Source organism: Sulfitobacter sediminivivens (genome assembly GCF_042611115.2).
In the GTDB taxonomy this organism is placed as follows: Bacteria; Pseudomonadota; Alphaproteobacteria; order Rhodobacterales; family Rhodobacteraceae; genus Sulfitobacter; species Sulfitobacter sediminivivens.
On the sequence record NZ_JBHGAR020000006.1, the window covers coordinates 75,570 to 101,396 of the forward strand.

Below are 25,827 nucleotides of genomic sequence, written 5' to 3' on the forward strand. Positions count from 1 at the left end.
TTCGGTTCATCCAGATTTGTGAGGGGGTGGAAACGCGGGTTTTAATAGTTCCGCGCGCCCCCCATTGGTCGGACGCGAACGCCCGTCCTAGTTCATCGCAGCAAAGACGCATCCGTCGCTAATCAACTCTGGTGGTGTTTTGCACAGACCCTTTGCCACCTGAAACGCCGCCAGCACCTTGGGCACATAATCGCGGGTCTCGGCAAAAGGGGGCACGCCTGCGTGTTTTCGCACCGACCCCTCGCCTGCATTATATCCAGCGAGCACCAGAATGGGATCGCGATCAAACTCATCCATCAACCAATTGAGGTATTTCACCCCGCCCAGAATATTCTGCGTCGGCATGAGACTATCGGAGACACCAAACCGCGACGCTGTATCCGGCATCAGCTGCATCAACCCTTGCGCCCCGGCCCCGCTGATCGCATCCGGCCTGCCCGCTGATTCAACTGTAATGACTGCCAGCACCAATGCGGGTGACACCTGCGTACCGATGGTAGAGCGCAGAATGTCGATGCCATTCACTTTTGCGATGTCCTGCATTTGCTGCAAGCGCGGTGCGGTCACTTTGTCGCCTGCGCCGGCCAATGTGGACATGGCGGTCTGCAAACGACCGGGGCCGGATTCGGCAGCATCAGGCGATACCTTGGCCCAGAACCAGTCATACTGACCCGGCGCTTTGGGTGCTATCGCACCGGAAGGTTGCGCAACGGCGGCAGGGACTGCTTTTAACGGGGCTGCGGGGTCAATCTGAATGTTGATACGATTGCTGCTGCCAGATTTGGGTGGTTTGATACGTTTGGCGCTGAATTCAGGAAACGGCGCTGGACCTTCGGCAAGGCAGGGTGCGACAGCCAAAGTGCCCGCCAGAAGCGAAATTCCGAAAATACGATACATGCCTGCCTGCTTTTTTGCTTTATTGGCTCGAATGGTTGGGAATATTCCACAAAAAACCCTCTCAGACCAGCAAATCAGGGCTTAGAACAAGGCGGTTTTGCCTTATTTGGCCCAAAAACCATTCAATTTTGAATGATTTACACCTTTTGTGATTTTTATTCTCGTTTAAAAACAATATCTTAGATTGGAAATGCCGGGTATTTTGCGTATAAGTGCAATTGGCACATTAACCGTCAAATTCATGCCCCAATCAGAGGTCTATATAGTTTCACACCAAGTCGGACAGGCACTTGATTGAGAGTGACAGTGCCAAACGGACGGCGAGGTAATACTCAAATCTAATGATCCTTGGAGGGACATACCATGATGAAATTTATTGCAAACTTCCGCAAAGACGAAGACGGCGCTGTAACAGTTGACTGGGTCGTTCTGACCGCTGCTGTTGTTGGTTTGGCCGTTGCTGCCTATACCTCAATCGAAACAGGCACAACTGCACTGACCGGCACTACATCTACCTTCATCTCGGCTCAGGACCCTAATCTTCCATAAGTTAGGTACCTGACTTAGGTCCTTCTACCAAGCCGGCGGGCACTTTCGCTAATGTGACTGTGTCGATCGGTCGGCTTGGTAGATACCCGAACCAACCTTTAGTATGAAAGGGCACACAATGATGAAATTTATCGCAAACTTTCGTAAAGACGAAGATGGGGCGGTAACAGTCGATTGGGTCGTTCTTACCGCTGCTGTTGTTGGTCTGGCCGTTGCTGCCTATCAAACCATTGAGGACAGCGCGACTGCTCTGACGAACGCTACGTCTGCCTACATCGAAGCGCAGGATCCCAACTGATTTAGGACTGAGCGACTGGCATGGGGGCTGTTCGCTGAAATCTGTGCGCTGCGCCTTTTTATGCGGTTGCAAACATTTTCGGCTATTCACATTTTAAGGAACATACCATGTGGAGTATACTTAAGAATTTTCGTGCGTCTGAGGACGGCGCTGTAACAGTCGACTGGGTTGTTCTGACCGCCGCTGTTGTTGGTTTGGCTGGTGCCGTCATGCTATCAATTAACGGCAGCTCCGGAAACGTAAGTTCTGGCGTAAGTACATTTCTCACGAACCGCACTGTTGGTCCTTAATCGCACCCAAATCTGAAGAACGTGCCGGCTATTTATTTGGCCGGCCTTTTCTTTTGCATCTACAATATTTTGCAGCATTGATCGTGTTTTTGCCTGACCAATGGCAAACAAAAACCATAATTGCCTGAGATTGTTTCCCATAGCAGGTCCGGGAAACTTTCCGGTAAACAAATGAAGATGAGGTGACTGAAATGCGAATGGTATTTGGACTGGTACTTTTGGTGGGCATCGCGCTTGCCGGTGGTGCCGTGTATCTGGCCAAGGATCGGATCGCACAATATCAGATGGCCAATGCACAAGCGCAGGCTGCTCTGGCTCAAGTTGTTCCAACAAAAACGGTCTTTGTCGCCCAAGGCCCCCTTAAGTACGGTCAGAAATTGACCAAAGAGGATGTGCGCGAAGTTGCCTGGCCGGAAAATGCAATTCCAGAAGGGGCTTTCCTGGATATGGCCACCCTCTTCCCCGAAAACACTGACGAACTGCGGGTGGTATTGCGGCAAATAGAAAAAGATGAAGCGATCATGGCGCTCAAAGTGACCGAACCTGGCGAAGACACAGGATTGACATCACGTCTGGCGCGCGGGACACGCGCGTTTACCATCAAAGTCGATGTATCCAGCGGCGTATCGGGCTTTTTGCGTCCCGGTGATCGCGTAGATATCTATTGGACCGGCCGCGTGAACATCGACCGTGGTGCAGACAAAGGTGATGTGACAAAATTGATCGAAGCCGGCGTTCAACTGATTGCCATCGACCAAAGTGCCGGTGGCGAGTTGAATGAAACCACCATCGCCCGCACAGTGACTGTTGCAATCAGCCCCCAGCAAGTTGCGTCTTTGGCGCAGGCGCAATCAACGGGCAACCTGTCGTTGTCATTGGTCGGCGCAGGAGACGATACCATCGCCTCAGCAATTGAGGTCGATCAGCGGTCTTTGCTCGGGATTGCCAGCCAAGAAGTGAAAGCAGAAGTCGAACAAGAGAAGGTGTGCACCATTCGGACCCGCCGCGGGGCCGAGGTTGTGGAACTGCCCATTCCCTGCACAAACTGATCTAACTCGCGAGAAAAATCAAATGGTTAACATGACGCCGCACATTGTGCGGCGTCATTGCATTCCATGTTATGTTGCCATTTATCCACATAAGCTTTCCCCCTGAACTCATTGATTCTTGCAATAAAAATGAAACTGCCGCAGAGTGTTTCAAACGACGGGCACCAAGACCCTACATTGAGGCGTGATCAAAAAGGCAGGTCACATGAAAATCGATAGATTTCTAAAAGCAGCTCTCGTGGGGCTGACATTGAGTGCCGCACCTATGGCATTGACGACACCAACCTCGGTTTCAGCCGAGACATTGCGTGTTGTGAAGAAGGGTACAAACTCGGACTTGCATGTGCCGATGAACCGCGCGGTGGTTGTCGAAAGTGACATTCCTTTCGCGGAACTCAGCATCGCCAACCCAGGCATTGCCGATATCTCTTCCTTGTCGGATCGCACCATCTATGTACTGGGCAAATCGCCCGGAACAACCACTCTGACCTTACTGGATGCGAGCGGACAACTGATTACCAACGTCAATGTGCGTGTCGCAGCGGACGTCACCGAATTCAAGGAACGCCTGCGGCAGATTCTGCCCGGCGAGCGGATTGAAGTCCGCACCGCCAATGACGGTATTGTGCTGTCTGGCATCGTTTCCTCCACCCAGCGCCTGCAGCGCGCGCTTGATCTGGCCGAACGCTACGCCCCTGAACGGGTGTCCAACCTCATGAGTGTTGGTGGCATTCAGCAAGTGATGCTGAAGGTTCGCTTTGCTGAAATGCAGCGCAACGTATCCAAATCCCTGAGTTCATCGCTGGCTATTGGTGGCTCGGACCTTAACGCGGGGACCGGCACAACCAACACGGCGGGCAGCGTTCTCGGATCATTGGGCGGGTCCATTCCGGTCACAAATCAAAATGCAGGTGCTGTCCTGTTTGGCTTTAATGCAGGCTCCACTCAGGTGGGGCTGTTGCTTGAGGCACTTGAACAAAAAGGCGTAGTCCGCTTCCTCGCAGAGCCAAACCTTGTGGCCTTGTCGGGCCAAGAGGCAAAGTTCCTTGCGGGTGGCGAATACCCGGTTCCTGTTGCACAAACAGGCGACCGAATTACAATTGAATTCAAGCCGTTCGGCGTTGAGCTGTCCTTTATCCCGCGTGTTGTGGACAAAGATCTGATCAACCTTGAACTCAAGGCCGCTGTGTCAGCGATCGATCCGACAAACAGCCTTGCATTGGGCAATGGTATCGAAATCGCGGCCTTTACCCGGCGCGAGACCTCTTCGACGGTCGAAATGCGCGATGGCGAGAGCTTTGCGATTGCCGGATTGCTAACGGACGACTTTACCGACAACTCAAGCCAACTGCCATGGATCGGTGACGTGCCTATTCTGGGCGCGCTGTTCCGTTCTGCGGACTATCAGCGCAACCAGACCGAATTGGTCATCATTGTCACTGCGCATCTGGTAACCCCGACCCGGGGTGAGGCTTTGGCCCTGCCAACGGATCGGATCAAACCACCCACTGAAAAAGACCTCTTCCTCTTTGGCCGCACAGCTGATGGCACCCGCACACCGAAAAGAGGTGCCGCTGGTGAGGTTGCCAAGCAGGACTTTGGCGGGTCTTATGGCTATGTATTGGACTAAAACAATGAAAAGCGTGAAGGCCAACAAATTTAGCATTATCGGTCTGACAGCCGCGGTCGCAACAGTGATGGGCTGCGTACCGAGCCCGGATCCGGTTTACACCCAGTTCTACCGAGAGGCAGGGGCGATCGCCGATACTGGCAGCTTTGGGAACGCAACCCTGAACAACCGCCTGGTAATGACTGGCGAACGCCAACATACCTTTAATCTGGCAAACCGCTTTGCAGAAGACGTGAACTCAACCGTCACATTTGCCTTTAATTCTGCACAGTTGGACGGAAATGCACAAGCCGTGTTGCGTCAACAAGCCGGGTGGATCAGACAGTTTCCGGAAATCCGGTTCCGGGTCTTCGGTCACACTGACGCTGTTGGATCGAACAGATATAACAAGGTATTGGGCCTGAAACGGGCAAACGCCGTTGTTGCGTATTTGTCCACATTGGGCATCAGCCGCAGCCGCCTTGAAGCCGTTGTTTCCTTTGGCGAAACGCAGCCATTGGTCGTTACACAAGGTCGCGAACGGCGCAACAGGCGTACGGTGACCGAAGTGAGCGGTTTCGTGAAAGGTCATCCAACAGTTCTGGACGGCAAATATGCACAGATCATTTACCGAGACTATATTGCCAGCGCAGTCCCGCCGACACAGCTGACCGGTGCCGCGGTGGGCGAAATATCCGCCGAATAATTTGGTGTAGATGATGCGACGCCGCCCTCTTTGGGGGCGGTGTTTTTCGTTTCGCGTCGCGAAATACCTCTGATCAATCACCAACTTTCAGCGTGATCGTTTCAAGATACCCAACAATCAGACCTTTTTGGCCCCAATCCTGCCCAAGTTGCCTGTGATATTCCCAGCAATAGGACAGATGTGTCTGGGCAATGGTCTGGGCATGGGTGGTCGCGGAGATGGTTCAATTGCGCGTAAGACGCAAAGGGACGCTCTGCCAAACCCTTGATAGTAAAGGATTAGGTCATGAGCAGCAGTATGCCACAACCAGAAACAGCACCCATCGTGGCCTGTACCATCAGCCGCGATGTGCAAAACTTTGATCTATTGATCGAGGATATGGAAGATGCACTTGGTGAAAGCTGGGGTGATTTAGGGTTTGCTGAAGCATTGGCATTTTTCGGGCAACCAGAAGCGAACAACATGGAATTCGTTGCCTTGGCGATAGATGAAACAGATGAAGACAATCTGGTTTTAATGACCGAGATCATCACCCAAGCCAAATCCCGCAATATCAAGGTGATCTTGATCGCCGAAGACGTAACACCCGCCGCATTGCATTCGCTGTTGCGCCAAGGTGCCGATGAATTTGTCCCCTATCCATTGCCAGAAGGTGAATTGGCCCAGGCCATTGCCCGCGTCCGCGCGATAGAAGAGGCCCCTGCCCCCGCCGCAAACGCTCCGCAGCTCAAGGCCGGTGCCTCAAAAGATGGCGCACTGATTGTGGTGCACGGATTAGCCGGTGGCACTGGCTCAACCACACTTGCCGTCAATCTTGCGTGGGAACTGGCCTGTGTTGGTAAAAACGAATCCCCGTCCGTTTGTTTGCTGGATTTGGATTTGCAGTTTGGTGCTGTCGCCACATTTCTTGACTTGCCGCGGCGCGAGGTCGTTTATGACATGCTGTCCGACACAGAAAACATGGACGAAGAAATCTTTGGCCAGGCTTTGTTGACCTTTGGCGATAAATTGCAGGTGCTGACCGCACCGACCGACATGTTGCCGCTTGATCTGATCACTTCCGAGGATGTGAACCGTATCCTGACGATCGCGCGCAATCAGTTTGACTATGTGATTGTCGATATGCCGTCGACCTTGGTGCAATGGTCCGAAGCCGTGCTGAGCAACGCGCATGTCTATTTCGCGATGTTGGAGCTGGATATGCGGTCGGCACAGAACACGCTGCGCTTTAAGCGTGCGTTGCAATCAGAGGAACTGCCAGTCGAAAAGCTGCGCTATGTGATGAACCGTGCGCCCAAATTCACCGATCTGAGTGGCAAGGGCCGCGTGAAACGCATGGCGGAATCGCTGAGCATTTCCATTGACGTGCAGTTGCCCGACGGCGGCAAGCCGATCACGCAGGCCAACGACCATGGTACGCCGCTGGCGAATTCTGCTCCCAAAAGCCCACTGCGGCGTGAGATCGCCAAACTGGCGACGTCCATCCATGACCTGAAAGGTGATCAGGCTCAAGCAGCCTGATCCCATATAGAAAGAGCGCAGACATGTTTTCGAAATACAAAAAGTCAGGGCAAGCAACGCCAGCTGCAAAATCTGATGCGCCTACAAATGTGACACCCATCTTGGAAACCCCCGCACCTGCATCAATGCGCAAGGCGTTGAAGCCTGCCGCGGCCGCCCCGGAAGACAAAGAGCTGAAACGCAAGCAGCGGATGAGTGATATCAAACTCGAACTGCACCGTGCGCTGTTGGACAACCTGAACCTGGCCGCCCTTGAGCATGCGACGGAGCAGGATCTGCGTCAGGAAATCAATGAGATTGCCATTGAGATTCTTGAGCAGAAAAGCATCGTTCTGAACCGCGAAGATCGGATGACACTGAATTCCGAGCTTTATGATGAGGTGACGGGCCTTGGTCCGTTGGAAACCTTGCTTAAGGATGAAACGGTCAACGATATTCTGGTCAACGGGCCACAACAGATTTTTGTGGAACGCGACGGCAAGCTCGAACTCACTGAGGTGACATTCAAAGATGAACGCCATCTCTTGCGCATCATCGACAAGATCGTGTCGGCGGTGGGTCGTCGCGTGGACGAAAGCAACCCGTATGTCGACGCGCGCCTCAAAGATGGTTCACGTTTCAACGCCATGGTGCCGCCCGTTGCGGTCGATGGGTCGCTTGTGTCCATTCGGAAATTCAAAAAAGACAAACTCGGCATCGACGATCTGGTCAACTTCGGTGCCTTTACCGAGGAAATGGCAGCATATCTACAAGCTGCCGTTGCCACCCGCCTGAACATCATCGTTTCTGGTGGTACGGGTTCAGGTAAAACAACCACCCTCAACGCGCTGTCTTCGTTCATCGACAACGCCGAACGCATTCTGACCATCGAAGACACGGCGGAACTTCAACTGCAACAGACCCACGTGGGCCGAATGGAAAGCCGCCCACCAAACGTCGAAGGCAAAGGCGAAGTGTCCCCGCGCGATTGTCTGAAAAACGCCCTGCGGATGCGTCCAGACCGGATCATCGTGGGCGAAACGCGTGGCGAAGAAGTCATCGACATGCTGCAGGCCATGAACACCGGCCACGACGGGTCTATGACGACGATCCACGCCAACTCGGCGCGCGATGGTGTGTCGCGACTGGAAAACATGATTGCGATGGCCGGTATCGAAATGCCGCTCAAGGCCGTGCGCAGCCAGATCTCATCGGCTGTGAATTTGATCGTGCAGGCATCACGTCTGCAGGATGGGTCGCGCCGTATGACATCCATCACGGAAATCACCGGCATGGAAGGTGACGTCATTTCCATGCAGGAAATCTTTCGGTATCAGCGCGTCGGTCTGACCCCCGAAAACAAGATCATCGGTCATTTCACCGCAACCGGGGTGCGCAGCCACTATGCCGAACGCTTCCGCATGTGGGGCTATGACCTGCCATCCTCCATTTATGAACCCATCGCAGCGCAGTAAGGAAAACAAGTCATGAGTGCCGAACCAATTATCTATGGCCTGATTTTCATTGGCGTGCTGGTGCTCGTCGAAGGTCTGTATCTGGTGGCTTTTGGTAAATCCATCAGCCTGAACAGCCGTGTAAACCGCCGCCTCGAAATGCTCGAAAAAGGCACACGCCGCGAAGAGGTGTTGGAAAAGCTGCGCAAGGAAATGCAGCAGCACATGAATTCAAAGTCTATTCCATTGTATTCGCTGCTTTCGGAAAAGGCGCAAAAAGCCGCAATCGCGTTTTCGCCCAAGCAGCTTTTGATGATCATGGCCGGCGTCGCTGTTTTCGCCTTTTTGGCGCTGACTGTTGGCACGGATACCGAACCACCTGTTCGCGCCCTGCTTGCCGTGGGCATCGGCGTGGGTGGTGTTTATTTCTGGGTTTCATCCAAAGCCAACAAGCGCATGAGCATGATCGAAGAACAACTGCCCGATGCCGTCGAATTAATGGTGCGGTCTTTGCGGGTCGGTCATCCGTTCACCAGTGCCATTACCATTGTATCCAAGGAAATTCAGGATCCGCTGGCGTCTGAGTTCGGCGTGATCTCTGACGAGGCCGCCTATGGTCGCGACGTCGGTGAAGCGTTGAAAGACATGGCCGAGCGGCTGGACATGCAGGATTTGCGGTTTCTGGCTGTTGCCGTGACGATCCAACAGCAATCTGGTGGTAACCTCGCCGAAATCCTCGCCGGTCTGGCAAAGGTGATCCGCGCCCGTTTCCGCCTGTTTCGCCGCGTAAAAGCGATCACGGCTGAGGCGAAATGGTCAGGAAAGTTTCTCTCCGCCTTTCCGATTGTTGCGCTGATCGTGATCAACGTTCTAGACCCGAACTACTATGACGAAGTGCGCGACCATGCCTTTTTCATCCCGGCCTGCTTTATTGTGGGCATCTTCCTCGCGGCTAACCTGATGGTGATGCGCGTCCTCACAGACATCAAAGTGTAAGGAGCATTTGCGATGGATTTCCTAAATCAGATCGAAGCGATCCTAGGCCCAATTGGATTGATCATTATCGTCGGCGTGCTGGGTCTGGTCCTTGTTGCGATCACTGTTGTCCTGATGGTCAAACAGCCAGAAGACCCGTTGAACAAACTCAAGCGGGCCTCAAATCCAGCAGCAAAATCCGATGACCCAACCAAAAAGTTGCGGCAGGCTGACGGGAACCAACAGCTACAAAAGTTTGCCAAATTTCTCGAACCCGAGGACGTCGCGGAACTGAGCGCGAAACAGTTGATGCTGCGCCAAGCGGGGTATCAGTCCCGTGATGCAGTGCGGATGTTTTACTTTGCCCAGATGGCTTTGGGCCTGTTCGGTATGTTTGCAGGCATCGTGTATGTCAACTTTCTGGGCGGGGGCGAAGGCATGAGTACCCAGAAGATGATGATGTATACAGTGGGGCCCGGTGGCATCGGGTATTACTTGCCCAAGTACTGGGTGACGCGCCGGGTTGGCATGCGCAAACAGGAAATCGAACGCGGTTTTCCCGATGCGCTTGATATGATGCTGGTCTGCGTCGAGGCCGGCCAGTCATTGGATCAATGTATCGTCCGTGTTGCACGTGAATTGCGCGCGTCCTACAAGGCACTCGCTGACGAGTTTGAAGTTGTTGCTTATGAAATGAAGGCCGGCAAGGACAAGGTGACCGTGCTGAACGATATGGGCGAACGCTGTGGCGTGCAGGATGTGTCGTCATTTGTCACCGTTCTGGTGCAATCGGCCGCTTTTGGTACGTCAATCTCAGACGCGCTTCGGGTTTATGCGGCTGAAATGCGCGACAAGCGGGTGATGCGCGCCGAAGAGGCCGCAAACAAGTTGCCAACCAAGATGACCCTTGCCACAATGATGCTGACTGTACCGCCATTGCTGATCATTCTGGTTGGCCCGTCGGTACATGGCATTACACAACTGGGTAAGATAAGCGGGCCGGGCTAATAATGACATCAAAACGCTGGCGCAGGGCAACCTGCGCCATGGCACTTATATCAAGCCTTGGAATGGCCGCCTGTTCACCGGGCGGCTTTTCTGCGCCGCTGTTCCAGAAAAAAACCGAAAACCCCTATGCCCCCGGCGTCAATCAACGCAAAGACGCCGAAGACGGTGTCGAAGTTGGTCATCGCCTGATGGCGGCCGGGCAGTATGAGTTGGCGATCAAATCCTTTAACCGCGCTGCACTTGCGCAAGGCGTTGATGCAGAAATCCTGTCAGGCCTGGGCAGTGCAAACCTTGGCTTGGGCCGTCTGGGACAAGCCGAAGATCTGTTGCGGCGCGCCGTCAAAGAGAACGAAACCGAGCCTGAAGATTGGAATAATCTGGGTGTGGTGCTGATGGAAAGGGGCAAGACACCCGAGGCAGTACAGATATTTCGCAAGGCTTATGCGCTGGACAATGGCGAAAGTGACGCAATCCGTGACAATCTGCGCTTAGCGCTCGCAAAATCAGAAAATTCTGTTATTAATGATCTTGACGATGATAATTATAAATTGGTGCGGCGCGGTGCGGGTGACTATTTGATCCGTCCCGGCATATGACCGACACCAAGCCCGAGGCAGAGCAGTAAAAAGGACGCAAAAATGCGCCAACCTATTCTAATTGCCACCTGCATTGCAGGTGTCGCCGTTGTTGCAGGCTGCGGTGAAAAAGACGCGAACGCCACCGTTGAGCGGGCCTTCAAGGACGTCAATGTTGTCGACGCAACAAATCTTTCAGATGTGATGCTGACAGTGGCTGACCCGAACGAGGCGGTCAGTTATTTCTCGCGTTCCATCAAGGAAGACCCCACAAGGATCGATCATCAACGCGGTCTTGCACTTTCCCTGATCCGTGCAAAGCGGGTGACCGAGGGTGCCATTGAATGGTCCAAAGTGACAAAGATGCCAGAGGCGACAAACGATGACAGCGTTGAATACGCCGATGCGCTGATTCGCAGCGGTGATTGGGCCAAAGCCGAAACAGTTCTCAACAGTGTCCCTCCAACACACGAGACATTTAAACGATACCGGCTTGCTGCACTCATCGCAGACAGTAAGAAGGAATGGACGAAGGCCGACAGTTTCTATGAAACTGCGGTCGGGCTGACCACGACGCCCGGTTCCGTTATGAACAACTGGGGCTATTCCAAACTGACGCGCGGTGACTACAAAGATGCCGAACGGCTGTTTTCGGACGCCGTGCGTCAGGATACCAGCTTGTTTACCGCCAAAAACAATCTCGTCCTCGCACGTTCGGCGCAACGCGACTATTCATTACCGGTGATCCCGATGGATCAGACAGAACGTGCGCTATTGCTGCACACAATGGGCCTTTCCGCGATCAAGCAAGGCGACGTTGAAACGGGCAAAGGCCTGCTGCGCGAAGCAATTGATACACATCCACAGCACTTCGAAGCAGCAGTACGGTCCCTGCGCGCGCTCGAAGACAACGGCTAGCGCGATGGCGATCACCGCCACATCTGCTCTGTGGTTTCTGCCCTTTGTGTTGCCGATCTGTTTTTACGTCATGTTCACCGACATGGCACAGATGCGCATAACCAATCAGGCAGTTGTCGCTTTGGCCTTGGTCTTTGTCGTGGTGGGATTGTTTGTCTTGCCGTTCAACACCTATCTCTGGCGCTTGCTGGGCCTTGTTACTGTGTTGATAATTGGTGTTGTACTGAATGCCGCAGGTGTGATGGGGGCGGGAGATTCCAAATTCCTGGCTGCAGGTGCCCCTTTTGTGGCTCTGGGCGATTTGCGAATGCTGATGGCGCTTTTTATGGCGGTCGTCTTGGCCTCTGTCGCAACGCACCGGCTGGCAAAACATACGCCATTGCGTAGACTGGCCCCCGATTGGGCCAGCTGGTCACAAGCAAAAAAATTCCCGATGGGTCTTGCCCTTGGCGCGACTTTGGCCGTGTATCTTATTCTTGGAGCAAAATATGGTGCGTGATTCACGCCATATTCAGCCCTTTTGGTGCAGGTTTCACATTCCCTGCCCCCATTCGTCAGGAGTGTTGTCATGAACGTCCAAGCGTCCAGCGTAGTGGCCCCGCCGCCCCCCAAACGGTTAGAAGATATGCGGCTGCCCATCGTTATGATGCGGGACATTCTGCTGAAAACGATCTTTCGAAAAAACGTCGATTTGGTAAGCGAACTGGCCCGTGCGGTCAGCCTGCCCATTCCGGTCACACAAGAATTGGTCGATATGGCCCGCGACCAGCGCCTGTTGGAAGCTACCGGCACCCTGAATGCCCAAAATGGCAACGAAATGGGATATCAGCTGACCGATGCCGGCAAGGCCCGCGCGCTGGACGCCTTGGCACAGTCAGAATACTTCGGTCCGATGCCTGTGCCGCTGGAGGTCTACAGCGAACAGGTCAAACGCCAGTCGGTGCGAAATCTGCAGATTACCCGCGAACAACTGGTCGGCGCGATGGGCCATCTGGTCCTGCCCGACAGCCTTCTGGATCATCTGGGCCCTGCGGTATCTGCAGGACGCTCAATTCTGATGTACGGCCCGCCGGGCAACGGTAAATCCAGTATTTCCAACGGGATCCGTGACGCTTTGGGCGACCGGGTCTATGTCCCACGGGCGATCGAATACGCCTCGCAGGTGATTACCGTCTATGACCCTATCGTCCATTCCGCCGCCGAGGATGAGGTCCAGGATCCCACATCCCTGCGCCGTGTTACCCGCTATGATGCGCGCTATGTCTGCTGCGAGCGGCCAACCGTTATCACCGGCGGCGAACTGTCGCTAGATATGCTCGATCTGGTTTATAACCCAACGGCGCGCACTTATCAGGCCCCGTTGCAGTTGAAATCAACGGGCGGCATTTTCATTGTGGATGACCTTGGCCGTCAAAAAGAACCACCGCAAAGCATCGTCAACCGCTGGATCGTGCCACTGGAAGAAAGTAAGGACATCCTGGCGCTGCAGTCGGGTGAAAAATTCGAGGTGCCGTTCGACACGCTGGTGATCTTTTCAACCAACTTCCACCCGAATGAGATTTTTGATACCGCCGCCCTGCGTCGTATCTTCTTTAAGATCAAGATTGATGGCCCCAATCAGGAAAACTTCCTCAAGATTTTTGCCATGGTGGCGCGCAAACGCGGCATGGGGCTTGATGAGGCGACTTTGGTGCATCTGCTCAAGGTCAAATACCCCACAATCGACAATGTATATGCAAACTATCAACCGATCTTTCTGATCGATCAGATGATCGCGATCTGCGATTTTGAGGGCATCCCCTATCAGATGTCGCCTGACCTCATCGACCGGGCGTGGGCCAACATGTTCGTCAAGGACGAAGTGATCATTAAGTAGCGTTCCCTTCCGGCGCGGGGCGCTCTAAATTGCCCAGATGACGCAACTCCCCGCTTTGTTTCAAACTTGGTTCGCCTCCAAAGGCTGGTCCATCCACGCCCATCAACTGGCGATGCTCGAACGCGCGGATGTGCCGTCGCTTTTGCTCATTGCGCCAACGGGCGGGGGCAAAACCTTGTCTGGTTTCCTGCCTACGCTTATTGATCTGGCTCAGCGCGAGCATGCAGGCATGCACACGCTTTATATCTCCCCGCTCAAAGCACTGGCTGCGGATATCAAACGCAACCTGACCACGCCGGTTCAGGAAATGAACTTGCCCATTACAATTGACGAACGCACTGGCGATACGCCGCAAAGCAGACGCAAACGGCAACGCGCTGACCCGCCCCATATTTTCTTAACCACACCAGAAAGCCTTGCCCTGCTGGTCAGCTATGACGACGCCCCGCGCATGTTCAAAGGGCTGAAACGGGTGGTGATTGACGAAATCCACGCCCTTGCGGAAAGCAAACGTGGTGATCAGATGATGCTGGCGCTGGCGCGACTGCAAACGATCTGTCCCGATCTCAAACGTGTGGGGCTCTCAGCAACTGTGGATGACCCTGCAGCCATCGCGCATCTGATGGCCCGACATCCGGACCCGTGTGAAATTCTGCTGGCCGATCCTGGCCCCGCACCCGATATCCAGATGCTGCGCACCGAAGAAGCGCCGCCATGGTCGGGTGGCGGCGCGGCCTATGCCATCCCGGCGGTGCTGGAACAGATCAAACAACACAACACCACGTTGATCTTTCACAACACCCGTGCGCAGGCGGAAATATTCTTTCATAACCTCTGGCTTGCCAATGACGAAGGTCTGGCGATTGGCATCCACCACGGCAGTCTTGACCGCGTACAACGGGCGCGCGTTGAGGGCGCGATGGTAAGGGGCGAATTGCGTGCCATCGTTTGTACCGGCTCGCTTGATCTGGGCATTGATTGGGGGGATGTGGATCTGGTGATCCAGATTGGTGCCCCTAAAAATGTCAAACGCCTGGTGCAACGTATTGGCCGCGCCAACCACCAGTATAATGCCCCCTCAAAGGCGCTTTTGGTGCCTGCCAATCGGTTTGAAGTGGTCGAATGCGTTGCCGCACTTGAGGCCGTTCTGGCGGGCGAGCTGGACGGCGAGCCGCGCGGCTCCGGCCCGCGCGATGTGATGTGCCAACATATTCTGATTGCCGCCTGTGCCGGGCCGTTCCATGCGGATGATCTTTATGCCGAGTTCACCTCTGCGGGTGCCTACAGCGATCTCACGCGCGCCGCGTTCGACGACTGCCTCGCATTTTGCGCGACAGGCGGCTATGCGCTGCGCGCCTATGACCGTTGGCAGCGGTTGATCCAACTCCCCGACGGACGCTGGCAATTGCGCGACCCGCGCAGTGCACAGCGCATCCGCATGAACATCGGCACCATTCAGGACACTGACACGCTCAAAGTCCGGATGCGGCGCAATCGTGGTGGCAAACCTTTAGGGGAAATTGAAGAAGGCTTTGCCGCGTCCCTGACCCCGGGCGATACATTTTTGATCGGCGGGCAGATCGTAAAATACGAAGGCCTGCGTGAGATGACTGTCGAAGTCAGTCGGGATGCCGCGAAAAAGCCGAAAATAGCGACATTCATGGGCACGAAATTTGCCACATCAACGCAGCTCTCTGCACGTATTCAGCGGATGCTTACCCAAAGCAGTTGGCCTGATCTGCCTGAACACACAGCCCAATGGCTGCACCTGCAGCGCGAAGTCAGCCAATTGCCACAGCCCGGCAGATTGCTGATCGAAAGCTTCGCCCATGATGGCCGCGAACAAACCGTTGTTTACGGCTTTGCCGGACGCAACGGGATGCAAACGCTGGGCTTGTTGCTGACAAAACGGATGGAAGAGCTGGGCTTGCACCCGCTTGGATTTGTGGCCACCGATTATGCGACCCTGATCTGGGGGTTAGACGCGGTTGAAGACCCTGCCCCGCTGTTTGATCTCGACGCGCTGCAGGACGGGCTGGACACTTGGCTGGCCGGAAACGCGGTGATGAAACGCACCTTTCGCGCAAGTGCGACAATTGCCGGGCTGATTGAACGAAATCTACCCGAAGCGCGTAAATCGGGCCGGCAAGCAACCTTCAGCTCTGACATCCTGTATGACACATTGTACCGGTATGACCCTGAACACCTCATGCTGCAGATCACCCGCGAAGAGGCCCTGCGCGGTTTGGTCGATTTTGGCCGCATCGAGGAAATGATTGGCCGTGTCGCGAGTCGGATTGATCATCTGCGCTTGCCACGCGTTTCACCCTTGGCAGCACCGTTGTTTTTGGAAATGGGCCGCGTCCCGGTCAAGGGCGAGGCTGAAGAACGGCTGCTCGCACAGGAGGCTGAGCGTTTGTTGGAGCAATCCGGCCTCGCCAGAATCACCCCTGCCCCGTCTGACAAGCCGCGTTGGCGCGGGGGGTTTTAACCTCGGGCCGGTCCTCTTTTGATTTGGTTTCAGCGCATCGGTATTTGGAAAAGGGTGAAATTGAAGCTCACCATTTTTTAACGACGTATCGCTCAAAATGAAGCGCGGTACAGGCTGCTGAGCCGATGACCGTAAAGGGTGGAGGCGCGCCATGTCTTTAGGGGTTCCAACTCAAATGTTGGCGCGTCTTCCATTTCACCCTTTTTTAGATACCGAGGCACACCATCCATTCCAACCGCACGTAATATGATTGTCTGCTTGCCAAACTGAACCAATTCAAACATGAACAAAGGATGAACGGATACAATTTCACTCTTGCCGGTGCACAGATGACGGCACTTGGCAGTGGCGCGCTTTGGTGGGCAGATCAGCGGCTGCTCTGTGTCAGCGATCTGCATTTGGGCAAGTCTGAGCGGATTGCCCGGCGGGGCGGTAGTACCTTGCCCCCATATGACACCCGCGATACCCTGACCCGGCTTGCCGCCGATCTGACGCGCTGCAATGCGCAGGTGGTGATTTGTCTGGGTGACAGTTTTGACGATCTGAGCGCAGCACTGGCCCTGCCCAATGAAGAGCGCCTGTGGATTACCAAGCTTCAGGCCGGGCGTCGGTGGGTCTGGATTGAGGGCAACCATGACCCCGGCCCTGTCGATCTGGGCGGCAGTCATCTGGCCGAATTGCCAGTTGCCCCGCTGACCTTTCGTCACATCGCCCAGATTGACGCGAGTGGTGAGGTATCAGGCCACTATCACCCCAAAGCGTCATTGCACGCCTCAGGCCGAAGTATTTCGCGACCTGCGTTCCTCTTTGACACCGATCGGATAATCCTGCCAGCTTACGGCACCTACACCGGTGGGCTGCGCAGCCGTTCGGATGTACTCTGTGATCTTATGCGCCCAGAGGCCTGCGCGATCCTGACCGGCAAGAACCCCATTGCCATTCCAATGCCGAGGTAACTTTAAGTGGACCAGACTGCCATTGAACGCATCCACACAAGCTTTGCCGCGCAAAGTATGATGTCCACCTTTGGTGCAACACTCAGTGACGTGCGCGAGGGCCATATCTGCATCACGGCACCGATATTGCCGCTGGCCCTGCAACAACAAGGGTTTGGTCATGCGGGGCTGACATTTTCCATCGGGGATTCTGCGGCCGGATATGCGGCTTTGACCATGCTTCCATTGGACATGGAGGTGGTCACAGCAGAGATCAAAGTGAACCTGCTTGCGCCTGCACGCGGGGACATCTTGATTGCCACGGGCCGGGTGATCAAACCCGGCAAGCGGCTTTGTGTGGTCAGCGCAGAGGTCCACGCCGAACAAGACGGGGTGCGCAATTTGATTGCCGTCTTACAGGGCACGATGGTGCCCGTCCGTGCCTAGGCGGTCAGGCCTTCGGGTTCTGCCAACCCATTTGCGCGGCAACAGGCCGTAACGGTGTTTGCCAGCAGGCAGGCGATGGTCATCGGACCCACGCCGCCCGGCACAGGTGTGATTGCCCCTGCAACAGCCGCGCAGCTTTCATAATCAACGTCCCCCACCAGCTTGGTCTTGCCTTCGCCTTTTTCAGGCGCGTCAAGGCGGTTGATGCCAACGTCAATCACCGTCGCACCTTTTTTGATCCAATCCCCCGGCACCATTTCAGGGCGGCCCACGGCGGCCACAACGATGTCGGCGCGGCGCACTACGTCCGGCAAATCCTTGGTACGGGAATGCGCGATGGTAACCGTACAACTGTCACCCAGCAGCAGTTGCGCCATCGGTTTGCCAACAATATTTGACCGCCCGATGACCACTGCATCCATTCCCGAAAGTGACCCATGATGGTCGCGCAGCATCATCAAACAGCCCAGCGGTGTGCAGGGCACCATGGATTTCTGGCCTGTCCCCAACAAACCCACATTAGAGATATGGAAGCCATCCACGTCCTTGGCAGGTGAAATCGAATTGATCACCAGATCTTCGTCCAGGTGTTTGGGCAGTGGCAATTGCACCAGAATGCCATGAATGTCGGGATCGTTGTTCAACTGATCAATAAGCGCCAACAATTCAGCCTCGGGCGTCTCAACATCCAGTTTGTGTTCAACGGATTTCATGCCCACTTCGACGGTCATCTTGCCTTTGGAACGAACATAGACCTGCGATGCCGGGTCTTCGCCCACCAGAACCACAGCCAATCCCGGTGTGATGCCATGGTCGGTCTTCAGGCGAGTCACATGTTCGGCCACCTTGCCACGCACTTTTGCTGCAAAAGCCTTGCCGTCGATCACTGTTGCTGTCATTTACTTTCCCTTTTCATGCGTAAGGCGGGGGTACACCCCGCCCTACCCCTTATGCTCTAACCAAGGTTTTGGCCCTATCGGGGTATCAGAACAATCCTTCGACGTCGCCGTCAGCGTTCAACCTGATTGTTTCGGCCGAAGGTGCCCGGGGCAGACCCGGCATGGTCATGATCTCACCACAGATCACCACAACAAATCCGGCCCCTGCGGACAGACGCACCTCGCGTACCGGGACGGAGAAGCCGGTTGGCGCGCCGCGGCGGTCAGGATCGGTGGTAAAGCTGTACTGGGTTTTGGCCATACATACGGGCAGGTTGCCGTAACCTTGTGCTTCCCATTCTTTCAGCTGGTTGCGGATTTTCTGATCGGCCAGCACCTCGTCGGCGCGATAGATGCGCTTGGCGATGGTCTCGATCTTTTGCATCAGCGGCATGTCGTCGGGGTAGATGGGCGAAAAGTTGGCGGACTCGCCATCGGCAATCTCGGCGACGCGGGTGGCAAGGTCTGCAGACCCTTCTGAACCCAACTCCCAGTGACGCGACAGGATCGCCTCGGAGCCTTGCGACGCCACATAGTCTTTGACTGCCTGCACCTCGACGTCGGTGTCAGTGACAAAGTGGTTGATCGCAACGACAACAGGCACCCCAAAGGATTTCATGTTTTCGATGTGACGGCCCAGGTTGGCACAGCCCTTTTTAACCGCATCAACGTTTTCAGCGCCCAGATCAGCCTTTGCAACGCCGCCGTTCATTTTCATCGCACGCACTGTGGCCACGACCACGACAACGGAGGGTGAGAGGCCTGCCTTGCGGCATTTGATGTTCATGAATTTCTCAGCACCAAGGTCAGCACCAAAGCCCGCTTCGGTTACAACGTAGTCCGCCAATTTCAGCGCCGTTGTTGTTGCGATAACTGAGTTACAGCCGTGTGCGATGTTCGCGAACGGGCCGCCGTGTACAAACGCCGGGTTGTTTTCCAAGGTCTGAACGATATTTGGCTGCATCGCGTCCTTCAGCAGAACAGTCATTGCACCGTCCGCTTTGATGTCGCGGGCAAATACAGGTGTGCGGTCGCGGCGATAGGCCACAATCATATTGCCCAGACGTTCCTGCAGATCGGTCAAGTTCTTTGCGAGGCAGAGGATGGCCATCACTTCGGATGCCACGGTGATGTCAAATCCGCCTTCACGGGGGAAGCCATTTGCGACACCGCCAAGCGATACGTTGATCTGGCGCAACGCGCGATCGTTCATGTCGACGACACGGCGCCACACAACGCGGCGGGTGTCGATCTCAAGCTCATTGCCCCAATATATGTGGTTGTCGATCATCGCCGACAACAAAGAATGGGCAGAGGTGATCGCGTGGAAGTCGCCGGTGAAATGCAGGTTCATTTCTTCCATTGGGATGATTTGGGCATAGCCACCGCCCGCGGCACCACCCTTCATGCCAAAGTTCGGGCCAAGCGATGCCTCACGGATACACACGCAGGCGTTTTTGCCAATGCGGTTCAGACCGTCACCCAACCCAACAGTTGTCGTGGTCTTACCTTCGCCCGCTGGCGTCGGGTTGATCGCGGTCACAAGGATCAACTTGCCGTCTTTGCGGTCCTGAACCGAGTTGATGAATTTCTGGCTGACCTTTGCTTTGTCGTGGCCGTAGGGCAGCAGGTCATCCGTGCCGATGCCCAGTTTCTTGCCGATTTCCTGAATCGGTTTCTTATTCGCTTCGCGTGCGATTTGGATGTCGGTCTTGAAAGCCATCTGAGAATCCCCTGTTGCCATGTCGGCGGTGTTGCTGTGCCCCTCTTACAGGTGCCCTTGTCTTGGAGAGGGCGCATTTCCGACATTTCCACCCCGTGATGCGGCGAGAGGCCGCAGCGGTGTTTCTTTTTGGAAACATGGGGCCTTAAAGATGGGGCCAGTGAGGTTGATCAGGAACATGCAGGCGCAAAGTGTCACCAATGGCGATCATGCCTTCGCGCTCGACCCATGCGGTCACGCCGCGTTTGCCACGTGCGGCTGTTTTGAATGCTTTTCCATGCCCGGGCATATCCTTTTCGATCTCGCGGGCGGGAAAATTGCAGGGGCCGTTTTCGACGTCGATGACGATCGTCGTTCCGCTTGCGGTCTGAAGCCGCGACCCAGGTGGCACGTAGGTGAAATCGGGAATGCCTTTTAAGATAATCGACGCCCCCAATGTGGTCGGGTCCATGGCCTCGATACCAATCTGGCGCGCGATGGCATCCAGTTCCTCAACCGACAGGATGGACAACTGTCGGGTGTTGCGGATTTCGGTGCCTTTGGGATGCTGTTCGGTGACCCGCACACATGAAGATCGTGTGAGACCACTGTGAAAATCGCCCTCGATTCCGGCATAGCTGAAAAATGCCTGTTCAATAGGTTCTGACCGGATGTTGGTGCGCTTTTGTGGTACCCTGCCCAGCCACTTGACGGTTGCGATGAAGTCGGTTGGACGAAGCTCTGCCATGGGTGATCCTTTTTCGAATTGCCTGATCAAAGTGCGCGTTGCCCGGGCAAAAGAAAAGGCCCGGCACGGGCCGGACCTTATGATTTCTTATGATGTTCCCATCACCAGATCAGATGGATCAGGTCGATGGCTCCGGTTTCAACTTACCAGAAGACGGCGGTGATTTCTTTGCTTTGGCCTTGGGGATTGTTGTCACGCTTGGCGCGCTGCCTTCGTCGGATGGACCTTCGTCTACGTCGGGGTCTGGCGTGGGCGGCAGGCCCGCGATGACACGCTTAATTTCGTCACCCGTCAGCGTTTCATATTCAAGCAAACCCTGCGCAAGAAGCTCAAATTCCTCTTTCTTTTCCTTGAGAATTTTTGAAGCAAGATCATAACCTTCGTCGATGATGCGTTTCACTTCGCTTTCGATCAGCTCTTTAGTGGCCGCAGAAACAGAAAACCCGCCGGCCCCGCCATTGGCCTGATAGCCAGCCGCCGCTTCTTGATAGTCAATGTTGCCAACCTTGTCGGACATGCCATAGCGCATCACCATTGCACGGGCGAGCGCGCTGGCCTGCATGATGTCACCTACCGGACCGGAGGACACTTCGTCAGGGCCATATTTCATGATTTCGGCGGCTTTGCCTGCCATGGTCATCGCAATGCGCTGTTCGGCCTCATTCTTGAACATTTGCAGCTTGTCCATTTCCGGCAGGCTCATCACCATGCCCAATGCGCCGCCACGCGGAATGATCGTCGCCTTATAAACCGGGTCACATTTAGGCAGGGATATGCCCACAATGGCGTGGCCAGCTTCGTGGTACGCGGTCTTTTCCTTTTGTTCCTGCGTCAGCACCATGGAGCGCCTTTCGGCCCCCATCATGATTTTGTCCTTAGCGGATTCGAAATCCATCATCGCCACAAAACGACGCCCCAGACGTGCGGCAGTCAGTGCTGCTTCATTCACGAGGTTGGCCAGATCCGCGCCCGAGAAACCCGGTGTACCGCGGGCAATGATGCGCAAATCAACATCAGGTCCGAGCGGTGTTTTGCGTGCATGCACATGCAGAATCTTCTCACGACCCTTGATGTCGGGATTGCCAACACTGACCTGACGGTCAAAACGACCCGGTCGCAGCAGGGCCGGGTCCAGAACGTCCTTACGGTTGGTGGCCGCGATGATAATCACGCCCTCATTCGCCTCAAAGCCATCCATTTCAACCAGCAACTGGTTCAATGTCTGTTCGCGTTCATCGTTGCCACCGCCATAGCCGGCACCACGGTGGCGACCAACTGCGTCAATTTCGTCAATAAACACGATACAAGGGGCGTTTTTCTTGGCCTGTTCGAACATATCGCGGACACGGCTTGCACCAACACCAACGAACATCTCGACAAAGTCAGAACCAGAAATGGTAAAGAACGGCACGCCGGCCTCACCCGCGATGGCCCGCGCAAGCAGTGTTTTACCTGTACCGGGAGGGCCCTCCAGCAGTGCGCCTTTGGGGATTTTACCACCAAGACGCGAGAATTTCTGCGGATTGCGCAGGAATTCTACGATCTCTTCAAGCTCTTCCTTGGCTTCATCAATGCCCGCGACATCATCAAACGTCACGCGACCATGCTTTTCGGTCAGCATCTTGGCCTTTGATTTGCCAAAGCCCATGGCACCACCTTTGCCACCGCCCTGCATCCGGTTCATGAAATAGATCCACACACCGATCAGCAACAGAATGGGCAGCAAGGACATCAAGAACGTGGAAAATCCAGATTGTTCCTGCGGTTTGGCCTGAATGGGTACATTGTTGTCGATCAACAGTGTGGTGATTTCAGCGTCTTCTGGCTTGATCACGATATAATCACCGCCATCAGCCTTGCGAAAACGAACCTGTTCACCGTCCAATGTCACATTCCGGACATCACCGCCTTTGACCGAGTTTACAAATTCAGAATAGGTGATCTCAGTGCTTTGCAGATTGTTGCCTGAGCCGTTGAACAAATTGAACAACGCCAGAACCAACAGCATCAACACAACCCAGAAGGCGAGATTACGAACATTGCCCAAGGAAATTCTCCTAATTATCAACAAGGCGCGCGCGGGTGCTGCGGCCCAGAGGACACATCTTTATGACACGGCCACCTCTTTAAGATAGAGATGATGCGCGCATGTTCAATGCGTTAAAAGCGCGGCAAAGAAAGTCTCTTCACCACCGATAACGTCCGCATGCCATTTCTGGCTCCATCCGGCAAGGGGGGCCGCGACAACAACGTCACCTCGCCAGACGGCTGGTGTGGACAAAAGCACCGCATGGGGGCGCCCGGAAGCGCGCCAATCGACGCATTGTTCAAGTCCCTCTTTGCCCAACGCCCGCACCGTCACGTTCCGCCAATTGTCGGATGTGTCAGCGGTGGTCAAATGCCAGCGGGCGTCCCAAAGCTCATCCGGGGGCGTTTGTACGTATTTTACGGCGTTATGTTCGCGAAACACCCAGATTTGGCCGCCAACCCTGCACGCATGACATCCCTCCAAGGTGGCGGCCTGACCTTTGCGCAGTGCCTGCATCAGCGATGTGATCGCTGCGTGACGCGCCGGATAGGTTTCGTTGCTGATCCAGTTCACGGCGCTCACAAACAACCGACGCTGGATTTCATGCGGAAGAATGCGCAACTTGCGCTCACAAATGACGACTGCACCCGCATCCACCTTGGCGATGTCACGTGCAGCCAGATAGGTCTGCCAATCCAATGCCGTGCGGGCCTGTGCCATGTGTTCGGCCACCGCTGACAGACCCTGGGCATCAATTCCCAATGGCGCGAGCACCTCCATTATCTGGCGGGCCTTGACGCGCTCGAAAGCGGTATCGTCGTTGCTGGGGTCTTCGGTCCAAGGGACGCTTTGGGATTGCAGATAGCAGCGCAATTCCGCGCGGCTGGCCTTGAGCAGCGGGCGCACCCATGTCACGCCTTCACGAATAATCCGCGGCGACATGCCCGCCAGACCATTCACACCAGAACGCCGGGCCAGACGCATCAAAAACGTCTCAGCCTGATCATCCGCTGTGTGGCCCAATGCAAATGTATCGATCCCATGTTCGGCTGCCCACGCAGACATCAACGCAAAGCGGGCATCGCGGGCTGCACTCTGCAGATTTCCCGTGCCGTCCCACGCATCCCAAAGCAGGGTGTCATGCAAAATGCCGAAGGTTGCACAAAACTGATGCACCATTTGGGCCTCGGACGCCGCTTCAGCACGCAGACCATGATTTACGGTCACCGCCCGCAGCTTTGTTCCATGAAGGGTGCAGAGGCCATGTAGCAGATGCAGCAATGCCATTGAATCGCCACCACCCGACACTGCAACACCTAACACCTCAGGGGGATTGGGCAAAAACGCCTCAGCGACCTGTTGGGTTAAGCGCGCTGGCATGGGATCAAGAGCATCCCATCTTGGCACGCTCCCCCTCAGCCTGCGCCACGGCGGGACTGTCTGGGAACCGCACAGCGATCTCGCTCAGCGTCACACATGCTTCCTGGGTCTGGCCCAAAAAGCCCAATGCGCGGCCCAGTTCAAACAAGGATACAGGTGCAACAGGGCCAACCGGATCTGCGGTAAAGCTGGCCAAGAATGCACGTGCTGCTTCGCGGGCGTCACCAAGGCTGTTGAGTGCCTCGCCTCGGCGCAAATCGGCCTCGGCGGCTAGCGGTCCACCCGGATAGGTTTGATTGAAGGTCGCAAACTGATCTGCGGCGCCGCGAAAGTCACCGGAGGCGAGCGCCGCCTGCGCCCGCTCAAAGTCTGCTGCCTCCCCCACAGCCAAAGATGCGGTGTCCGTGGGCGTTGCCGGGGCCGTCAATGGGGCCTGACTGGAAGTTTGGTCCGCACCGCCCAAAGTCGATGTTTCACCCAAGGTGGAAATATCGCCACCCTCCAGTTCAACCAGACGGAATTCCAGATCGCCAATGCGGCTTGTGCCGTCCGCGACAATCCGGTTGATGCGGTTTTCCAACTCTTCGCTTTTGGATGTCAGGCGCTGCAATTCGCTTTCCATGGCGTTCACACGCTCAAGCACGGACCCACCGCCTGTGTCCACCGAAACGCCGCCGGTGGTTGACAGCTCGCGCTTAAGCTTTTGCACTTCGACATTCAGGACCGTCAGTTCCTGACGCACATCCGCAAGGGTTTGTGTGTCCTGTGCATGCAGGGCAAAGGGACTGACCAGCAGCCCCAAAGCCATCGCCAGAATAACGCGTTTCATCATGGTCAATTATACCTTAGCTGGTCAGTCCACCGGCCAGAACCGTCACCGCGCGGCGGTTCTTGGCATAGCAGGCTTCTTCTGAACAAATTTCAATCGGGCGTTCCTTGCCATAGCTCACAACCCGCAAGCGGGAGGCTGGCACACCTTTGGACACCAGATATTCCTGCGCCGAATTGGCACGGCGTGCGCCCAAGGCAAGGTTGTATTCGCGCGTGCCCTGTTCGTCTGCGTGACCTTCAATCACCGCCTGATAGTCGGTGTTCGCCAAAAGCCAGCCAGCTTGGCCATCCAATGTGGCGCGGCCAACTGCGGTCAGGTTTGACTGATCTACCTCGAACAGAACCCGGTCACCGATGGCCTGCTGGAAATAAGCGGTTGAGGAAGGGTCGCTTGCGCTGCCCGGCAAAACGCTGCCGTTTATCCCTGCGTTGGCGTTTGCCCCGCCCGACCCGTCCGCACCAAAGCGATTGGGGTTGGTACAGGCCGAAACGGCCAAAGCTGCGATCAAGATGGTGCTGGTCAGGAAACGTTTCATGCTACTGCCTCTCGTGTGATGGCTTTGTGCCAATTGATCTGTTGTTTATCACAGGCGCGCGCGCATTGGAAATATTCCGCGCATCT

Annotated in this window: 24 protein-coding genes; 16 read left to right on the forward strand and 8 right to left on the reverse strand. The window is 55.3% G+C overall.

Going from position 1 to position 25,827, the window contains the following annotated elements; translation table 11 throughout:
• Positions 1 to 87: 87 nt before the first annotated feature.
• Positions 88 to 897, reverse strand: coding sequence for a lytic transglycosylase domain-containing protein (locus ACEWL3_RS08655; protein WP_386181174.1), 810 nt, complete (start codon positions 895 to 897; stop codon positions 88 to 90).
• Between the two features lie 363 nt (positions 898 to 1,260).
• Here ACEWL3_RS08655 and ACEWL3_RS08660 point away from each other — a divergent pair, with 363 nt between their 5' ends.
• From ACEWL3_RS08660 to ACEWL3_RS08735, 16 genes are all read left to right on the forward strand, one after another.
• Entirely contained in the window at positions 1,261 to 1,446 is a 186-nt protein-coding gene (locus ACEWL3_RS08660) for a Flp family type IVb pilin (RefSeq protein WP_386181171.1), read from the forward strand.
• Between the two features lie 118 nt (positions 1,447 to 1,564).
• Positions 1,565 to 1,744 (forward strand): hypothetical protein, encoded by a 180-nt coding sequence (locus tag ACEWL3_RS08665; protein WP_386181169.1) that lies wholly within the window; start codon positions 1,565 to 1,567, stop codon positions 1,742 to 1,744.
• A 481-nt stretch (positions 1,745 to 2,225) separates the two neighbouring features.
• Positions 2,226 to 3,083, forward strand: a complete 858-nt coding sequence (cpaB, locus tag ACEWL3_RS08670; protein ID WP_386181167.1) for a Flp pilus assembly protein CpaB — start codon at positions 2,226 to 2,228, stop codon at positions 3,081 to 3,083.
• Between the two features lie 205 nt (positions 3,084 to 3,288).
• Positions 3,289 to 4,713, forward strand: a complete 1,425-nt coding sequence (locus ACEWL3_RS08675; protein ID WP_386181164.1) for a type II and III secretion system protein family protein — start codon at positions 3,289 to 3,291, stop codon at positions 4,711 to 4,713.
• 4 nt (positions 4,714 to 4,717) lie between these two features.
• Positions 4,718 to 5,398, forward strand: coding sequence for an OmpA family protein (locus ACEWL3_RS08680; protein WP_386181162.1), 681 nt, complete (start codon positions 4,718 to 4,720; stop codon positions 5,396 to 5,398).
• A gap of 285 nt (positions 5,399 to 5,683) precedes the next feature.
• A complete protein-coding gene (locus tag ACEWL3_RS08685; protein WP_386181159.1) occupies positions 5,684 to 6,919 on the forward strand; it encodes a CpaE/TadZ family protein in 1,236 nt (411 codons plus the stop codon).
• Positions 6,920 to 6,942: 23 nt separating this feature from the next.
• Positions 6,943 to 8,373, forward strand: coding sequence for a TadA family conjugal transfer-associated ATPase (locus tag ACEWL3_RS08690; protein ID WP_386181156.1), 1,431 nt, complete (start codon positions 6,943 to 6,945; stop codon positions 8,371 to 8,373).
• A 12-nt stretch (positions 8,374 to 8,385) separates the two neighbouring features.
• Entirely contained in the window at positions 8,386 to 9,348 is a 963-nt protein-coding gene (locus ACEWL3_RS08695) for a type II secretion system F family protein (RefSeq protein WP_386181155.1), read from the forward strand.
• A gap of 12 nt (positions 9,349 to 9,360) precedes the next feature.
• Positions 9,361 to 10,335 carry a type II secretion system F family protein gene (locus ACEWL3_RS08700; RefSeq protein WP_386181152.1) on the forward strand — a complete coding sequence of 325 codons (975 nt, stop codon included), beginning with the start codon at positions 9,361 to 9,363 and terminating at the stop codon, positions 10,333 to 10,335.
• 38 nt (positions 10,336 to 10,373) lie between these two features.
• Positions 10,374 to 10,931, forward strand: coding sequence for a tetratricopeptide repeat protein (locus ACEWL3_RS08705; protein WP_386181149.1), 558 nt, complete (start codon positions 10,374 to 10,376; stop codon positions 10,929 to 10,931).
• 42 nt (positions 10,932 to 10,973) lie between these two features.
• Entirely contained in the window at positions 10,974 to 11,828 is an 855-nt protein-coding gene (locus tag ACEWL3_RS08710; RefSeq protein ID WP_386181146.1) for a tetratricopeptide repeat protein, read from the forward strand.
• Between the two features lie 4 nt (positions 11,829 to 11,832).
• The gene (locus tag ACEWL3_RS08715) at positions 11,833 to 12,327 is read left to right on the forward strand and encodes a prepilin peptidase (RefSeq protein WP_386181143.1); all 495 of its coding nucleotides are present in this window, start codon (positions 11,833 to 11,835) and stop codon (positions 12,325 to 12,327) included.
• A 69-nt stretch (positions 12,328 to 12,396) separates the two neighbouring features.
• The gene (locus ACEWL3_RS08720) at positions 12,397 to 13,704 is read left to right on the forward strand and encodes a DUF8689 domain-containing protein (RefSeq protein WP_386181140.1); all 1,308 of its coding nucleotides are present in this window, start codon (positions 12,397 to 12,399) and stop codon (positions 13,702 to 13,704) included.
• A gap of 37 nt (positions 13,705 to 13,741) precedes the next feature.
• The gene (locus ACEWL3_RS08725; RefSeq protein ID WP_386181135.1) at positions 13,742 to 16,195 is read left to right on the forward strand and encodes a ligase-associated DNA damage response DEXH box helicase; all 2,454 of its coding nucleotides are present in this window, start codon (positions 13,742 to 13,744) and stop codon (positions 16,193 to 16,195) included.
• A gap of 293 nt (positions 16,196 to 16,488) precedes the next feature.
• Positions 16,489 to 17,151 carry a ligase-associated DNA damage response endonuclease PdeM gene (gene pdeM, locus ACEWL3_RS08730; protein ID WP_386181132.1) on the forward strand — a complete coding sequence of 221 codons (663 nt, stop codon included), beginning with the start codon at positions 16,489 to 16,491 and terminating at the stop codon, positions 17,149 to 17,151.
• 57 nt (positions 17,152 to 17,208) lie between these two features.
• On the forward strand, positions 17,209 to 17,577 hold the full coding sequence (locus ACEWL3_RS08735) for a PaaI family thioesterase (RefSeq protein ID WP_386181408.1): 369 nt from the start codon (positions 17,209 to 17,211) through the stop codon (positions 17,575 to 17,577).
• Here the strand turns inward: ACEWL3_RS08735 and folD are convergent.
• The 7 genes from folD to pal form a co-directional block, all read right to left on the reverse strand.
• The gene (folD, locus tag ACEWL3_RS08740) at positions 17,574 to 18,476 is read right to left on the reverse strand and encodes a bifunctional methylenetetrahydrofolate dehydrogenase/methenyltetrahydrofolate cyclohydrolase FolD (RefSeq protein WP_386181129.1); all 903 of its coding nucleotides are present in this window, start codon (positions 18,474 to 18,476) and stop codon (positions 17,574 to 17,576) included. The two genes, ACEWL3_RS08735 and folD, sit on opposite strands and share 4 nt — an antisense overlap.
• Positions 18,477 to 18,561: 85 nt before the next feature.
• On the reverse strand, positions 18,562 to 20,238 hold the full coding sequence (locus tag ACEWL3_RS08745; RefSeq protein ID WP_386181126.1) for a formate--tetrahydrofolate ligase: 1,677 nt from the start codon (positions 20,236 to 20,238) through the stop codon (positions 18,562 to 18,564).
• A gap of 145 nt (positions 20,239 to 20,383) precedes the next feature.
• On the reverse strand, positions 20,384 to 20,965 hold the full coding sequence (locus tag ACEWL3_RS08750) for an MOSC domain-containing protein (protein WP_386181123.1): 582 nt from the start codon (positions 20,963 to 20,965) through the stop codon (positions 20,384 to 20,386).
• Positions 20,966 to 21,083: 118 nt separating this feature from the next.
• Entirely contained in the window at positions 21,084 to 23,012 is a 1,929-nt protein-coding gene (gene ftsH, locus ACEWL3_RS08755) for an ATP-dependent zinc metalloprotease FtsH (RefSeq protein WP_386181120.1), read from the reverse strand.
• A gap of 105 nt (positions 23,013 to 23,117) precedes the next feature.
• Complete coding sequence (gene tilS / locus ACEWL3_RS08760) at positions 23,118 to 24,374, reverse strand: tRNA lysidine(34) synthetase TilS (RefSeq protein WP_386181117.1); 1,257 nt, start codon at positions 24,372 to 24,374, stop codon at positions 23,118 to 23,120.
• Positions 24,375 to 24,378: 4 nt separating this feature from the next.
• Complete coding sequence (gene ybgF / locus ACEWL3_RS08765; protein WP_386181405.1) at positions 24,379 to 25,203, reverse strand: tol-pal system protein YbgF; 825 nt, start codon at positions 25,201 to 25,203, stop codon at positions 24,379 to 24,381.
• A gap of 16 nt (positions 25,204 to 25,219) precedes the next feature.
• Positions 25,220 to 25,741 (reverse strand): peptidoglycan-associated lipoprotein Pal, encoded by a 522-nt coding sequence (gene pal, locus ACEWL3_RS08770; RefSeq protein WP_114877798.1) that lies wholly within the window; start codon positions 25,739 to 25,741, stop codon positions 25,220 to 25,222.
• Positions 25,742 to 25,827: the final 86 nt, after the last annotated feature.

What these genes read in the sequence shown, in the direction of transcription:
- ACEWL3_RS08655 (WP_386181174.1), bottom strand. Translation starts at nt 897, where the DNA reads ATGTATCGTATTTTCGGAATTTCGCTTCTGGCGGGCACTTTGGCTGTC.
- ACEWL3_RS08660 (WP_386181171.1), top strand. Translation starts at nt 1,261, where the DNA reads ATGATGAAATTTATTGCAAACTTCCGCAAAGACGAAGACGGCGCTGTA.
- ACEWL3_RS08665 (WP_386181169.1), top strand. Translation starts at nt 1,565, where the DNA reads ATGATGAAATTTATCGCAAACTTTCGTAAAGACGAAGATGGGGCGGTA.
- cpaB (WP_386181167.1), top strand. Translation starts at nt 2,226, where the DNA reads ATGCGAATGGTATTTGGACTGGTACTTTTGGTGGGCATCGCGCTTGCC.
- ACEWL3_RS08675 (WP_386181164.1), top strand. Translation starts at nt 3,289, where the DNA reads ATGAAAATCGATAGATTTCTAAAAGCAGCTCTCGTGGGGCTGACATTG.
- ACEWL3_RS08680 (WP_386181162.1), top strand. Translation starts at nt 4,718, where the DNA reads ATGAAAAGCGTGAAGGCCAACAAATTTAGCATTATCGGTCTGACAGCC.
- ACEWL3_RS08685 (WP_386181159.1), top strand. Translation starts at nt 5,684, where the DNA reads ATGAGCAGCAGTATGCCACAACCAGAAACAGCACCCATCGTGGCCTGT.
- ACEWL3_RS08690 (WP_386181156.1), top strand. Translation starts at nt 6,943, where the DNA reads ATGTTTTCGAAATACAAAAAGTCAGGGCAAGCAACGCCAGCTGCAAAA.
- ACEWL3_RS08695 (WP_386181155.1), top strand. Translation starts at nt 8,386, where the DNA reads ATGAGTGCCGAACCAATTATCTATGGCCTGATTTTCATTGGCGTGCTG.
- ACEWL3_RS08700 (WP_386181152.1), top strand. Translation starts at nt 9,361, where the DNA reads ATGGATTTCCTAAATCAGATCGAAGCGATCCTAGGCCCAATTGGATTG.
- ACEWL3_RS08705 (WP_386181149.1), top strand. Translation starts at nt 10,374, where the DNA reads ATGGCACTTATATCAAGCCTTGGAATGGCCGCCTGTTCACCGGGCGGC.
- ACEWL3_RS08710 (WP_386181146.1), top strand. Translation starts at nt 10,974, where the DNA reads ATGCGCCAACCTATTCTAATTGCCACCTGCATTGCAGGTGTCGCCGTT.
- ACEWL3_RS08715 (WP_386181143.1), top strand. Translation starts at nt 11,833, where the DNA reads ATGGCGATCACCGCCACATCTGCTCTGTGGTTTCTGCCCTTTGTGTTG.
- ACEWL3_RS08720 (WP_386181140.1), top strand. Translation starts at nt 12,397, where the DNA reads ATGAACGTCCAAGCGTCCAGCGTAGTGGCCCCGCCGCCCCCCAAACGG.
- ACEWL3_RS08725 (WP_386181135.1), top strand. Translation starts at nt 13,742, where the DNA reads ATGACGCAACTCCCCGCTTTGTTTCAAACTTGGTTCGCCTCCAAAGGC.
- pdeM (WP_386181132.1), top strand. Translation starts at nt 16,489, where the DNA reads ATGAACGGATACAATTTCACTCTTGCCGGTGCACAGATGACGGCACTT.
- ACEWL3_RS08735 (WP_386181408.1), top strand. Translation starts at nt 17,209, where the DNA reads ATGATGTCCACCTTTGGTGCAACACTCAGTGACGTGCGCGAGGGCCAT.
- folD (WP_386181129.1), bottom strand. Translation starts at nt 18,476, where the DNA reads ATGACAGCAACAGTGATCGACGGCAAGGCTTTTGCAGCAAAAGTGCGT.
- ACEWL3_RS08745 (WP_386181126.1), bottom strand. Translation starts at nt 20,238, where the DNA reads ATGGCTTTCAAGACCGACATCCAAATCGCACGCGAAGCGAATAAGAAA.
- ACEWL3_RS08750 (WP_386181123.1), bottom strand. Translation starts at nt 20,965, where the DNA reads ATGGCAGAGCTTCGTCCAACCGACTTCATCGCAACCGTCAAGTGGCTG.
- tilS (WP_386181117.1), bottom strand. Translation starts at nt 24,374, where the DNA reads ATGCCAGCGCGCTTAACCCAACAGGTCGCTGAGGCGTTTTTGCCCAAT.
- ybgF (WP_386181405.1), bottom strand. Translation starts at nt 25,203, where the DNA reads ATGAAACGCGTTATTCTGGCGATGGCTTTGGGGCTGCTGGTCAGTCCC.
- pal (WP_114877798.1), bottom strand. Translation starts at nt 25,741, where the DNA reads ATGAAACGTTTCCTGACCAGCACCATCTTGATCGCAGCTTTGGCCGTT.